This window comes from Lysinibacillus sp. NPDC048646 (assembly GCF_050272295.1).
Taxonomy (GTDB): Bacteria; Bacillota; Bacilli; order Bacillales_A; family Planococcaceae; genus Lysinibacillus.
Window position 1 is genome coordinate 126,067 of record NZ_JBNNLZ010000008.1, and the last position, 13,298, is coordinate 139,364.

The following is a 13,298-nucleotide window of genomic DNA, read 5'->3' on the forward strand; positions in this document are numbered from 1 at the left end:
GTTAATTGTTCCGTTGTTCTTGTTGTAGAACCAGCTGTTGCAGAAAGCTCGGCAGAGGAAGCACATCTTTCTTTTGGTAATGAATCGGTTTCGTAATATTCTTAAAATTCAGTTATTTTAATGCGTCGCTAGTGAAGAAACCTTCTTCTATTTTTAAAGTATATAGCCACTAGAGATGTTTGTATATTTAAAAAATGAAAGCTGATGCTATTTTTTTGTTTCCAATTTCTATGAAATATGCTATTATAATGCTAACTAAGATGAACGGAGGTGAAAAGGAATGAATCAAAACGCTACGAGAACAGGTGTAAATGCAGATAAAGCGATGTATTTTGCACGTGGACTTACTTTCGATTTTGCTAACAACGGGATAGGTCTGTCATTTTTTAAGCAAAATCAAATACTAAACGTAGCGGATTAACCATTCTTTTTCACAAATAATGAGGAAAAAGACTGCTTGTTAATGAAGCAGTCTTTTTTGTTGTCTACCTTTAATGAGTGAATCTTTAAACATCTCTAAAAATGTGAATTCTTCAGGCAGATGTCATAGTTGTGTGTGGTGCGCAGTAGAGCGTTCGTGCAAAATCTGGACACAATTTTGTCAGTGTGTAATAGAGTAGAGTGTTTTCCGCACGTTTCATGGAGGAAAAAACGATGCAAATTAAAGCTGAACAAATACAAAAAGTTATGGGTGGGAACGTATTATTTGAAGGACTTCAACTGGAAGTCAATACAGGAGAGCATGTGGCGATTGTTGGTGTAAATGGCTGTGGGAAAACGACATTACTGCAGTTGTTAGCAGGTACAGATACACCTGATGTAGGTCGTATTATTAAAAGCAAGGAAGCGACGATTGGTTATTTACATCAAATCCCAAGTTATCCTAAGCACACAGCAAAAGAGGTACTTGAGGAGGCATTTGCAGCTATCTATGCTTTAAAAGCAAAAATGATAAAGCTAGAGCATGAGATGCAGGAAAATGTTACTGACAAAGTGTTGGAACAATATGGCCATATTCAGGAGTTGTATATGCAACAGGGGGGCTATGAGGTTGACGCACAATTAGCGATGATTGCAAATGGGCTTGGTATTACACCATTGCTCACACAGCCCTTTGCAAACTTAAGCGGTGGCGAAAAAACAAAGGTCATGTTAGGGCAAATCCTATTAAGTAATCCCTCAATACTATTATTAGATGAACCGACTAATCATTTGGATATGCAAGCGATTGAATGGCTAGAAAATTATGTGCAAAACTTTGCTGGGATTATTATCGCGGTATCGCATGATCGCCAGTTTATGAATCAAGTGGCGCAAAAAATTATAGAAATTGAAGATGGCGAGGCATTTACTTATCAGGGGAATTACGACGCTTTTGTTGCACAAAAAGAGGCGAAAATTGAACAACAATTTGCGGAATTTGAAGAACAACAAAAGAAGATTAAAAAAATGCAAGAAGCCATTAAACGTTTAAAACAGTGGGCAAATGAAGCGAATCCTCCTAGTGCATCCTTGCATCGCCGCGCGAAAAGTATGGAAAAGGCACTGGCTCGCCTAGCGCGCGTAAAAAGGCCCATGACGAAGAAAAAAATGAATTTGGCTTTAACGATGGCTGAACGTAGTGGCAAGGAAGTAGTTCAGATGCAGGAAATTAGCCATGCATTTGAAAAGCCATTATTGAAGGAAAGTAATCTAGCGGTTTATTTTGGAGAACGATTGGCGATTGTAGGGGACAATGGTAGTGGTAAAACAACACTATTAAAAATGATTTTAGGAGAAATTGTACCGAGTAAGGGCCATTGTAAAGTAGGGAGTAGTGTGAAAATTGGTTATTTATCACAACAATTTGAACATGAAAATCCAGCAATTCGACTAATCGATGCCTTTCGTGAGCGCGTTGCTGTTTCGGAGGCAGAGGCCCGTCATATACTCGCGCAGTTCCTATTTTACGGGTATGATGTATTCAAAAAAGTAAGGGATTTAAGTGGCGGTGAAAAAATGCGACTGCGACTAGCTCAGTTAATGCACGAGGATATCAATTTACTTGTACTGGATGAGCCGACCAACCACTTAGATATTGAAGCAAGAGAAGTGTTGGAGGACACCCTTGAATCCTTCGAAGGCACAATCATTGGCGTATCCCATGACCGCTATTTCTTACAAAAGATCTTTTCAAAAATTGCGTGGATTGAACATGCACGTATCCAGGTGTATGAGGGCGATTATGAGTGGGCGAGAATGAAGCGCTTGTCTTTAGCGAAAGTACCACTAATAGAAACAGTACAAAAGAAAATAGAGCACAGTAAAAAAGAAATACCCATTGAAGCGCAAATCGAGAAGTTAGAAATGAAATTAAAAGAACCGAAACTTGCCAAAGAACAACGACATAAATTCGAGCAACAACTTGAGGCTTTATTTGAAAGATGGTTAGAAGGAGGTTCAGAACATGCATAAGCTAGAGCAAATGATACAATTGGATATTGATTATATAAAAAGTTTTAGTGAGATGGAGAAGTGTTCAGCAGGAATATTGTTTTACAATAAGGAAATGCCGACATATTATGATGCTAATCATGCGCATATATGGCAGAAGATTGAGCATGTAGATTCGTTTTTAACGGGCATAAAGAAATTTTATGTTTCAAAAGATCTTATACCAAGAATGTATTTATACAATGTAGAGGACAATCAACAATGCATAGAGAAATTACATGCGCATGGTTTTCAATATGAGACCTTTTCAGCTGACGTACAATGCTGGAATGGCGAGTTTGTTCAGCTCCCAGCAAATCCAACGATTCAGTTTGAACGTGTAACGGATATGAATGTACAGGATGCATTGGCAGTAGAAATGAGTATTTCCACATTCGGTGAGCCTGCTTTAATAAAAGAGGCATTCTATAAAACATATCAATCACCGCACTTTACGTATTATTTATTAAGAGTTAACGGTGAAGCTTGTTGCACCGCCAATATTTTTGTATCCGGCAATCAAGGTAGAGTGGAGAGTGTAGCTACTATTAAAAGCTTCCGTGGACGTGGATTGATTGGTTATTTGTTGCAGCATATTCAAAAACAATCTGTGAAAGCAGGAATAGAGAACCTTTGGATTATGCCTATAAGTGAGCCAGTTGCAAGGGTCTATGCAAAGTTGAATTTCAAATCAGTTGGTTCAGTCACATCGATTCACGCATTTACAGAAGGAAAAAGCATTGAAGAAATACGTCTAGGTTCATAAACAGTAAAAAGGCTGTCCAATAACAATGAAAAGCACAGATTGGGCAGTTTTAGAGGTAGTCTGAAATGAGTGACTCTTGACGCAGGAAGACGTGAAAGAATAAAATAGTGCTCAATATAATGGATTTAGTGCATGTTAATCTAGCTTTGGAAAAATTTTTTACAACTTTGAAAGTTTTTTACTTGAAAAAAAGCTGTATTCGATTTATTGTCTTTAGAGATACTTGTTAATTGGACTTGGAGGATATGGAATGCACGGAATTTATATACGCTACAATGTCTCAGAAGAAACCCCTAAAGCACAATGGCCAAAAAAAGTGGATGCATTTGCGTATGTTCAACGAGGTAAACCACAACAAGATAATGACAACATGCTGTCGTTGGAAGAGCTAAGACGCCATGCAATCCGATATATTGAAAGTTTGAAAGAAAATGCTAGTGATCATTTAGTGGAACAACGCAATGGTGAAATTGAGCATTTCGATCGACGCTATATGGAATCGTTAAAGTTAAAGGAAAACATCGATGCTCAACTTATTAATCTCGAAGAAATACGTTTACTATTGCAATTGATGAATGTACTGAATTTATCGCACGGATTTGGAGAAAATGCTGGGAAACTACTGCGTCAAATTACTCCCTATGCAAAAGAGGTAGAACACCCAACATTCCAAACAACACGAGTAGAGCGTCATTTTTACACAGAATTGATTGAACATATTGAAGCGGTCTATATGCGCATTATGCGTCAGCACAATCCGTCTACAAATGAGATGCAACAGTCGGAAAAGTTATGGACATCAGTTTGTGAGCAGACAATTGAAAAGGTAGAGTCACGAATCGAGCGTTTGTCTGCGATAAAATTGAAGCATGAGAAGAATTTGCTAGAGTTTAGTCAATTAAAACAGCAAAATATCGAGGCGAAGGAACGCTTAGATCACGCTGTCAATGAGCTCGATGTCATATTAGGTGCATTAGAATCATAATCACCCAACGTAGATTTGGAGTCCAAATGAAAAAAGCATGTTGCCGATTGAGCTCAATTTGTAGCTTCAATGGGCAAACATGCTTTTTATTGTTGTTTTGCTTTTTCTTCAGCTTTTTCAAGTTTCGACTGACGATTGACGCGTAATAAATCGAATGCCAGTAACACCAAGATAATATAAAAAATGGGGCTGTTAAAAGATAAACCGAATTGTGATTCACCTCCAAGTAATGATAATACAATCCACAGACCCACTGTGTAGAGGGTTACACCCACATATGCCTTTTTAGATAGCCTCTTATATGTACCCTTTGCCGTCGTGATTTGAATAATGACGAGGACTATTAATATGACAAGGATGATTTTCTTTGATAATACCTCTGCTAAAGTAGTTGCAGGGAAAAAATCATTGACGAATAGTAGTGTGAAAAATACAAGAATACTAAAATTTAAAATGCTTGAAAGCTTCATGTAATGTCTCCTTTGAACCAAATGTTCCTTTCTATTGTAACATGGTTCTAGCTGTTGAAAATAAAAAACGTAAAGGATATTGTTGCTCATAACTAAAATGGTAGTGGGGAGCAAATAAACACAAATAGTTCCCTCTACACCATTCGCTATAAAGAACAGTGAGAGGGAACGAGTTAGATTTATTTTTTATTTATCTGTCGAAACATGACAGTTGCAAATTGCTCCCGTGTAAGAGGTTTTTGTGGATTTAGACCATTCAGTAGGCCTTGCTTTTTAGCCCACTGCCAGCCCGCTTCATGGGTTTCACTAACAGGTCGTTCCTCTAATCCTAACGACTTTTTAATGAATGCTAATTGTTGTTGTATAGCTTGATTCTCCGCTTTTAATTCATCATATTGTGACATCGTGAAACCTCCCTTGTTACCCGCCAGTCTAGTCAATTCCTTTTGCACTCTATTTAAGAACGATGGCCATCTTCCTTCATCCAGAATAAGATGGGGGCAGTTTTTACCATTCCAATCCTGATGCTTTCTCACTCTATCAATTTTCCAACCGCGTTCATGCAAAAGCTGTGCTGTAAGTTGAACAGCTAATTCTTCAGCCCTTGCATAGCGTTCACCACCTGATTTAGAGTAGCAAATCTCAATACCGATGGATTTCATGTTACCGTTGCCTTTACCATCTCCACAATGCCATCCAGTACGATTTAAAGGTAAACCTTGGATAACTTCTTGATCATCCACAGCAAAATGATAGGACACTTGATTGTGATTACTAATCATATAACGAATCTCGTTCGACGCTGCTGCATCATTGGCTGTATTATGTATGGTTACAAATTGTGCATCCATGTGATAAGGACACTTTATAGTGTATTTTGAGGGGGATAGTAAATTTTGTTTAATGTTTATAGTCAATAAAATCATCTCGTTTCGGTTTCACATAAGCCAAGGCTCTTTTTGAATCACTAACATTGGCCGTGGTCGGATCTAAAATTGCGTTATATGTACTGACTGCCATTAAAGCTAATATGTAAGGGTTAGCAAGCGCATTGACAATTAATGCCCAGACGCTTTCCCAGGTAGTCAAATCAGCGCCTGTGATGCCGTAGTAGGCGAATAGGGGGGTAATAATCGATAATCCAAAGGTCACCCAAAATTGCGGGTTGCGAATGCGAACTTTCCAGTTGATTTTCATAGTTATCAGTTCCTTTCTTTATAAACCTAGCCATTTTAGTATAAGTGCACCTATAATTGTTGTTGGTAAGATGATCCACCAATGTAGAGATTGTTTGATCGTATCACTAATTGAAAGATTATCTTTTGCAGATTCCTGTTTTAAATCCTCTTCAATACTATCCACTCGTTTTCCAATACCCTTTACATCATCTTGCAGTTCACCTTGCGACATGTTTAATTTAGTGAGATTAATATTTATATTATTGAAGGTTTTATCCATTCTATTTAATTGAATTTGTTGGTGTTTATTCATTTCTTGTTGTTGTTCTGACACGACTGTTAAGCGATATAATAATTCATGATTACCTTCAAGTTTTGAAATTCGGCTATCCTGATTCTTGATTTCAACTTCAACACTAGCCAATCGTTCACCTAGCTTGTCATTTTGCAATTTAATCACCGACTTTATATAAATAATAAAAGGATAGGAGGACGACAAGGTCCACACCTATCCTGAACTGACTGCTTATTTCATTTAGTTTTCAAGTAATGTAATATCCTCAAAAATTTCACAGAATCTATCATATAAAGTTGCTTTCTTACCTGTGAATTCTAAATCACAATTTAAGACAATGTCCTGTAAAATATGCAACATTTCAATTTTTTCTGCGGATTCTTCAATAATAAAATCTTCGTGTAGGAGCGTCAAAATTTGTTGTTGGACTTCTTTTTCAGCTTCTTCACTAAAGAGGGGCATCTCAATTTCTTTTCCATCTACAATTTCTATAGTATATATAATCTCTCCATCCTTATCTTTTTCCGCATACTCATCAACCAATTGTTGTCTTTCTTGATTTACTAGATTCAATTGTTGTTCTAACAATTTGATAAAGCGAGTTCTCATTCGTGATTCTTTCCCTTTTAAAATGAGGTTAAAAAGAAAAGCTTGTAATTCACCGATTTCATAATTTTTTATAATCATCTCAATTTCTCCTTTTGTTCACACTATTTTACATAATAAATGCATAGCCAGTAACGCCGCCATTCACCACAATTACTGTGTCAACGTTATGAACCATTAGTATACGGGGTTCGATAGTTGTTAAAATATCTGAATCGTCCCAAGTCGGAACAGTAATTTCAACAAGGACATTTGGCTTCGTTACAGATAATTCAGTGTTAATTTGACTGACAGCTTTACTAGTAATTTCAGTAAAAATTTGACTTATTTTACGTGCAATAATTTCAGTGTTTAGTTCACTTACGTAGGCTACAAAAATTTCAGCATGCGAATCAGCATCTCGATTTACTCTAGCAGTAACTAAAGCTTCAACAGTAGGCTTAGATACAACAATTTCAATTGGTATATCACTCTTAATATTCGGTTCAATTTCGACCCAAATATCGCTGCGATATTTTACTTCAATTTCTATGTAAATTTTTGGTTTTGAAACTGATATTTCAGTATATAAGTTATTATCTTTAGTAACTCGCGGAGTAATTTCTGTTGGGATAGTTTCCTTGCTTACTATAATCTCAGTGTCAACAACACTTGCATAAATGGTGTTAATATCAATTTCAGTTTTAATATCGCTATTCCTATAAGTTGGAATAGTAATTTCAACATGTGTGCAAGGTTTAGTAACAACTAACTCTGTTTCAAGTTCGTCTTCTTTTCTTCTTGAAGCTGATATCTCAATAGGAATAGTAGGTTTGTTGACGATTATTTCAATCAAAATGCGACTATCTCTTGGATTTCTAACACTAATCTCTGTTGTAATATCGCTATCTTTCGGAATAGCTACTATTAGCTCAGTTGGCACATAAGGCTTATTTGCTGTGATTTCAACATATATATCTTCATCTAAAGGCACTTCTGATTGGTGCACGTAAAGATATGTTTTTTGATCAGAAGATTCGAATGTTGAATGAACAGTTATTTCAGTGTTTTTATCTGAATTTTGCCGCTTATATACGAAGATTTCAGTAATATGCTGACTTCTACCAAAACTAAATATCCTGGAGTCATAGTATTCTACTACTAACTCTGGAGGGAGTTTGGATTCTCTAGTTTTAAATGTAACTTGTCCATCCGTTATTTCATTAGATACACGAATGATAAAGCCATTATTTATTTGAGTAAGTGCCACCCAATTTTTTACGATATCAAATACATTAAATTCAACGTAACCTGCCTGCTTATTGACAGTAAATTGATTGGTAATCAGCTCAATCGGAGTGGGTCTATTTAAGTGCGTAATACCATATTCAGACCATGAGTTATCAGCATTTAAAAGCTCTAGAGTAATATTTTGTGGGATACTGCTACTGTAGTACAACCTTAAATTTGCATCCGTAAGTATATAAGATGGGTTAATGGGAGATAAGTCAAATTGTACAAATGAACGCCAAATATCATCGTGACTGCGACCAACCACCATAGAAGAATAGCCACCGTAGTTAATTGTTTGATAGTCAATTTTTTCACGAGTGAAAGCGTCTTGGGTGGGGTTGAAAATGTCTGTAATAATGGGCGGTTGTTGAATTTCGTAGAGAGCTGACATTCGATTATGTGGAGGTATTTCTATTTCAGCTTCTAGGGTGTTGTATCCAATTGGTTGAATCTCAGTCAGAATTTCTGAATTACCACGATACATAATGTTTATGTAAATCTCTTTTGAAGTCTCATCATAGGCCCGAGGGATAATATATGTATTAATATCTGCGTTTTCAGCAGGTCTCGCAATAATTTCTGTAAATACGTCATTGTTTCCAACAGCAATTAGAGAATATTTGGCTTTAAAGCCGTTGCGAGGGGGTGAATCAGTGTGGAAGGATGCTATTACTATTTCACCCGTATTCTGTTGTAGCGGGGGATTGGTAACTCCTTCATTTAAATTATTTTCCTCCATAATTTCACTTCCTTATCACATTGTATTGTGATTAGGCTTTGTCTGCTCTCACGATTATGTCAAATGAACCGTTAGCGTCAGGCGTTGCACCTAATTCAGATTTTAGTCGAATGAAGAATGACATTTCTTCGTTGTTTTTTAACACACCACTTAGTCTTAGGTCAGGTTGAGGTGTGAAAGGAGAAAGGCTTGTACTAAATTGACATGTCATTCCTGTAGGGAAATTTGCTGTGTTAGCGTACAAGTGTACATTCTTAACATCATAGCCATATTGGTTTTTAAGTATTACTTCATGCTCAATTGTAGTTTGACCTGCAATAATAATACCAAAATCAAGATATTGCAGAACTTCACCAATCTCACTAGAGAAGTATTGACCATATACATCTTTGAACATAAGACCTGAATATGTTCCAATGAACTGAGTTGACCAATAATCAGTAGTTCCAAAGAAATCTTGAAACTCTACTTTTAGAGTGTTCCAATCATCAATTCTAATATCTTTACTACCAATTACTAATTCAATATTTTGAGGTGATTCTCCTAACTTCGTAAAACTTCCATCAGAAGGGTAGAAGTGACCGTTGTTTAACAACACACGATATTGAACACGAGTTAAATCATCATCACTTAGAATACCTTTAAGAACATTACCATTAAATGAAATATCAATTTTTGCAGTAGTGTTTAAGATATAAAGATTTGTGTCTTCGATAGTAGATGTATTTCTAGGAAGATAGTCTTCATATGAAACACTCTCCACAACAGAAACAATAGTGTCACGAGGATTGTCTTTTAAGAAGACACCAATGTTCAAATACTTTTCTTTCCAAGTACGCCACTGAGTATCTGTAATATTGTTTAGGTCTGTGTGTTTCATACCGTTATCTAAGATTGCTTGTTCAGTAGATGCATCAGAGACAACAAACTTTTCTAGTTTTTTATCCCACACATACCATTTATCAGGTGTTTCTCCTCCAACAAAGTAACGAGCATCATCACGATATGATTGAGATATATCATTTACAAACACATCATCTAAAGAGCCATAGACACGTTTAGGATTCACTAATTTAATGAACTGAGGTTTTGGTATTGCTGTCATTTCAAGCACTCTCTGAGCAGTCTCAGGGGCTTCGTCAGTCCATGTTACAACCTCAAAGTCACCTTCAAGTTCATCAATAGGTGACCAATTAGCTTCTAGGATTAAGTCAGCGTTTGTTACAGTTTCATCATCTGTGTAATAAAGAACCTCAACACTGTCGCCAAATTCATCATAAATATCAAATGGTTCAGTAGTTGTGGATACGATAATATCATCTGTAGTCTCTGTGTACACTAGAACCTCAGGAAGTTCGCCAATATCGTCATAGACTGAGTAAGGTTCAACACCTGTTTCAAATGATACTAGCGAAGTATCTGAATCAGTGAAGTAAATTGCTTGTGGTGTTTCACCTAAAAGATCTTGTGCTTTGAAATCCTCTTTGTTTAACACAACAGAAGCAAACTGCTTGTCTTCAAAATCAGACCACATAACAACTGATTTGTTTCCTGATAACTCATTCCATTGAGCTTCTGTGATATGGTCTAAGTTATTCATACCATATTGTTTGAAGTTTGATTCTGTTGCAGTGGTCGATTGCCATGCAGTACTATCATGGTATTTGTATTGTGAATTGTGATTCACAAAATATTTGTCAGGAATAGGGGAGATTACTCTATCGTATATTTCGATTTGGTCTAAATCACCTTTTAGAAATGAAATATAAGACCCATTACTAAGGGCACACCCTATATTTAAATTTTTTGGTTGCACCGTTTCTTGAGATAATGCTGTTCCTGTTTTATGAGGAATCATCATATCATCTATATACATTTTCACACTATTATTATTAATAGTCCCATCCCAAACTAACATAATGTCATGCCACTTTCCATCACAAATATCAATATCAGACTCTATATAAAACCTAGCAGTACTAGAAGCTCTTAAAGAGTGCCATCCAAGCTTACCTCCACTTGGTCTTATTGATACTTGGTCACCATGTTCAGACGCCGTTATATATGCATTACTCAATATTGCCGATATGGAGCTTGGCTGATTATCTCTCTTAAATTTAAATCTTATCGTTTTAGCGCCTATTGGAAAGATGCTACTATTAAATTTAATATACTGACTACTACCATTAAAACTCATAGCATACCCATTGCCATTCCATCCTGTTACACGAGTAGGTGAATTAACTAAAGTTCCTGTGTAACCGCTTATAGAATCCATAGCATTGCCACTAGGTTCATCGAAACCAATAAAGGTTTTACCATATTTACTTAAATTATCTTTGCTATTAGCCATTGTATTGACCTCCAATATTTTTCCATATTAAAAGGACATCTAATTTAATAGTTGTCCTCAATCATTGCTGTTTTAAAATCACCACTAATAGGAATAGTAAGTATTCTTCCCTTCCCTAAGGGTGTTCTGTTATTAGTCACAATCTCATATTCAGTTGTAGATTTAGTGAAATCAATTGGTGGTCTATCAATTGCTGAATCAATCTCTTTTACTATTCCACCTTGAGCTAACATCATATATTCTGCTGTGTTAGGAATCTCTTTTACACGATTTGAAGTAGGGGATAAAACAAGGTTTTTATTATCTGCTGTTTTAATCGCCAAACGTTTTTGAGTGAAATCAGAAGGAGATAAAGCTTTATTATAGATTTGCAAATCATCTAATTGACCACTATAATACCGCTCATTGCTGCCAGTTCCTATTCTGCAAAGTGTTGTAGTCCAATTCATTTCTATGGTATTAACAATTTGCTTCGGGTTAATCATGTCGTCAACATATAATTTTAGCTTATTACCATCATAAGTTATAAAAACATCATGCCAAAAATTGTCCGAGATAACATAGGAAGCTATATTACTTACCCCAGTATAGACTTCAACTGTTAACTTAGAATCTGTTACATGAATGAACCATCCAATAGAGTTCGCTATAGCGTAGTCAACTAAAATTCGTCCAGATGTTGTTTGACCACTTTTCATTTTGAATCTAATAGTTTTTTCACCTCTAGGAATAACGCTACTATTGAATTGGATATATTGATTAGTCCCATTGAAATTTATCGCTCTTCCTTCGCCATTCCAACCTTCAACTCTTGTTGCGCCTGTAACTGCACCAATATAATCGCTGCCTAATTTATCATAAACATTTCCACTTTGCTCATCGAAACCAAACCATGCGACACCATGTTTTAACATTAATTGCTCTGTAGTTGCCATTCTTATTTCACTTCCTTTTCTGACCGTTTCCCAAAGGTGATCTCTCCTATGGCTATATAATTAGCTCCGTTGCTCATAGACATTCTAATTCTTAGAAATCTAGATATGTTTGACTGTAAGTTAAATATTTTAATCTCATTTTGAGCAAATGATAGATTTGTGAAATTTCCGATATCTTTCCAATCATTATCATTGCTTGAACAGCTAATGATAATGTTTTTTGGTGCAAATGTAATATCATTATTGTTCATATATTGAATCTTTACACAATTTATCTCTCTACTACTACCATAGTCTAAAGTTAAATAGGCATCTGTAGTGCCTATTGCAGCAGCCCATCCATCACCTGTTATATTTGCTCCACCATTAAAAGCCATAAAAGCATCATATGTTGAACTATAAATACTATTAGCACTTGCAACTAGAGGAGTAGGCGTATTATTGGAGGTCATTTTAGTTTCATGCCAAGTGGTTACAATGCTTTTTTCTTCTCTGTTTTCTCTGATATTCAGTGTGTTAATTATCCCAATATCTTGTGTAAATACTTTGCCACTTACACTAGCAACAGGTTTATCATTAATATAAGTATGTTTATCAAAAGGTACATCTAATTGAATCTCTTTACCTTGCTCAATTCCATGTAAAATCATGTTTTTAGTTGAGTTGTCAGGCAAGTGAATTATAGTGTTATCTGACATGGAATAGTGTTTATTTGTTACATAGTTTTTGATTGCTAGTTTTTTATCAATATCTGAGCCATATTGAATATCTCCTATTCCAACATAGTTTTCAACTGTTTGGTAAGTTCCCCAAGTCCTCAGTTTTAAATATCTAAAATTTCCTTTTTTATTAAATATGAACTCTCTGGCTTCTGCTTTTCCCCATACAGGAATATTTAACTCAGAAGATAGCAAAGTCCATTCTGTATTATTGTTTGAACCGAAAACTTCAAAGTTTTTTGTGCCAAATGTTACTGCTCCATTAACACTGGTTATTTTTACTCTGTCTATGACATATTCTTTTCCATAATCTAAGATAACATATGCGTCTGTCACACCGGACGTAGAAGCCCAAGCATCCTGATTATCACTCGTTGTTCCATTAAAAGCTTTCCATGCTGCCACAGTAGAAGGATAAACGCTGCTAGCGCTTGCGACCAATGGCGATGGGGTATTGTTGGAAGTCATTTTTGTTTCGTGCCAAATTACATTGCTCATTAACTATCAA

12 protein-coding genes and 1 pseudogene are annotated in these 13,298 nt (G+C 35.9%); 4 read left to right on the top strand and 9 right to left on the bottom strand.

What is annotated here, in order from left to right; all coding sequences use genetic code 11:
• Nucleotides 1–280: 280 nt before the first annotated feature.
• The 4 genes from ACQKII_RS11420 (at nt 281) to ACQKII_RS11435 (ending at nt 4,223) form a co-directional block, all read left to right on the top strand.
• Nucleotides 281–421 carry an RAxF-45 family protein gene (locus ACQKII_RS11420; RefSeq protein ID WP_427459280.1) on the top strand — a complete coding sequence of 47 codons (141 nt, stop codon included), beginning with the start codon at nt 281–283 and terminating at the stop codon, nt 419–421.
• Between the two features lie 233 nt (nt 422–654).
• Complete coding sequence (gene abc-f, locus ACQKII_RS11425) at nt 655–2,454, top strand: ribosomal protection-like ABC-F family protein (protein ID WP_427459282.1); 1,800 nt, start codon at nt 655–657, stop codon at nt 2,452–2,454.
• Complete coding sequence (locus ACQKII_RS11430) at nt 2,447–3,238, top strand: GNAT family N-acetyltransferase (protein WP_427459284.1); 792 nt, start codon at nt 2,447–2,449, stop codon at nt 3,236–3,238. Before abc-f ends, ACQKII_RS11430 begins: the two co-directional genes overlap by 8 nt.
• Nucleotides 3,239–3,488: 250 nt before the next feature.
• Nucleotides 3,489–4,223, top strand: coding sequence for a hypothetical protein (locus ACQKII_RS11435; RefSeq protein ID WP_427459285.1), 735 nt, complete (start codon nt 3,489–3,491; stop codon nt 4,221–4,223).
• Between the two features lie 86 nt (nt 4,224–4,309).
• Here ACQKII_RS11435 and ACQKII_RS11440 read toward each other — a convergent pair whose 3' ends face one another.
• The 9 genes and pseudogenes from ACQKII_RS11440 to ACQKII_RS11480 form a co-directional block, all read right to left on the bottom strand.
• A complete protein-coding gene (locus tag ACQKII_RS11440) occupies nt 4,310–4,693 on the bottom strand; it encodes a hypothetical protein (protein ID WP_427459287.1) in 384 nt (127 codons plus the stop codon).
• 422 nt (nt 4,694–5,115) lie between these two features.
• A pseudogene (locus ACQKII_RS11445) lies at nt 5,116–5,610 on the bottom strand (peptidoglycan recognition protein family protein); the annotation flags it as partial.
• Complete coding sequence (locus ACQKII_RS11450) at nt 5,594–5,890, bottom strand: phage holin (protein ID WP_427459289.1); 297 nt, start codon at nt 5,888–5,890, stop codon at nt 5,594–5,596. The gene ACQKII_RS11450 and the pseudogene ACQKII_RS11445, both read right to left, overlap by 17 nt.
• A gap of 18 nt (nt 5,891–5,908) precedes the next feature.
• Complete coding sequence (locus tag ACQKII_RS11455; RefSeq protein WP_427459291.1) at nt 5,909–6,370, bottom strand: hypothetical protein; 462 nt, start codon at nt 6,368–6,370, stop codon at nt 5,909–5,911.
• A 36-nt stretch (nt 6,371–6,406) separates the two neighbouring features.
• Nucleotides 6,407–6,853, bottom strand: coding sequence for a hypothetical protein (locus tag ACQKII_RS11460; protein ID WP_427459293.1), 447 nt, complete (start codon nt 6,851–6,853; stop codon nt 6,407–6,409).
• 28 nt (nt 6,854–6,881) lie between these two features.
• A complete protein-coding gene (locus tag ACQKII_RS11465) occupies nt 6,882–8,783 on the bottom strand; it encodes a DNRLRE domain-containing protein (RefSeq protein ID WP_427459295.1) in 1,902 nt (633 codons plus the stop codon).
• Between the two features lie 31 nt (nt 8,784–8,814).
• On the bottom strand, nt 8,815–11,136 hold the full coding sequence (locus tag ACQKII_RS11470) for a LamG-like jellyroll fold domain-containing protein (RefSeq protein WP_427459297.1): 2,322 nt from the start codon (nt 11,134–11,136) through the stop codon (nt 8,815–8,817).
• A gap of 44 nt (nt 11,137–11,180) precedes the next feature.
• On the bottom strand, nt 11,181–12,071 hold the full coding sequence (locus ACQKII_RS11475; protein WP_427459299.1) for a LamG domain-containing protein: 891 nt from the start codon (nt 12,069–12,071) through the stop codon (nt 11,181–11,183).
• A gap of 2 nt (nt 12,072–12,073) precedes the next feature.
• Nucleotides 12,074–13,288, bottom strand: coding sequence for a discoidin domain-containing protein (locus tag ACQKII_RS11480; RefSeq protein WP_427459301.1), 1,215 nt, complete (start codon nt 13,286–13,288; stop codon nt 12,074–12,076).
• Between the last annotated feature and the right edge of the window lie 10 nt (nt 13,289–13,298).

What these genes read in the sequence shown, in the direction of transcription:
- ACQKII_RS11420 (WP_427459280.1), top strand. Translation starts at nt 281, where the DNA reads ATGAATCAAAACGCTACGAGAACAGGTGTAAATGCAGATAAAGCGATG.
- abc-f (WP_427459282.1), top strand. Translation starts at nt 655, where the DNA reads ATGCAAATTAAAGCTGAACAAATACAAAAAGTTATGGGTGGGAACGTA.
- ACQKII_RS11430 (WP_427459284.1), top strand. Translation starts at nt 2,447, where the DNA reads ATGCATAAGCTAGAGCAAATGATACAATTGGATATTGATTATATAAAA.
- ACQKII_RS11435 (WP_427459285.1), top strand. Translation starts at nt 3,489, where the DNA reads ATGCACGGAATTTATATACGCTACAATGTCTCAGAAGAAACCCCTAAA.
- ACQKII_RS11440 (WP_427459287.1), bottom strand. Translation starts at nt 4,693, where the DNA reads ATGAAGCTTTCAAGCATTTTAAATTTTAGTATTCTTGTATTTTTCACA.
- ACQKII_RS11450 (WP_427459289.1), bottom strand. Translation starts at nt 5,890, where the DNA reads ATGAAAATCAACTGGAAAGTTCGCATTCGCAACCCGCAATTTTGGGTG.
- ACQKII_RS11460 (WP_427459293.1), bottom strand. Translation starts at nt 6,853, where the DNA reads ATGATTATAAAAAATTATGAAATCGGTGAATTACAAGCTTTTCTTTTT.
- ACQKII_RS11465 (WP_427459295.1), bottom strand. Translation starts at nt 8,783, where the DNA reads ATGGAGGAAAATAATTTAAATGAAGGAGTTACCAATCCCCCGCTACAA.
- ACQKII_RS11470 (WP_427459297.1), bottom strand. Translation starts at nt 11,136, where the DNA reads ATGGCTAATAGCAAAGATAATTTAAGTAAATATGGTAAAACCTTTATT.
- ACQKII_RS11475 (WP_427459299.1), bottom strand. Translation starts at nt 12,071, where the DNA reads ATGGCAACTACAGAGCAATTAATGTTAAAACATGGTGTCGCATGGTTT.
- ACQKII_RS11480 (WP_427459301.1), bottom strand. Translation starts at nt 13,288, where the DNA reads ATGAGCAATGTAATTTGGCACGAAACAAAAATGACTTCCAACAATACC.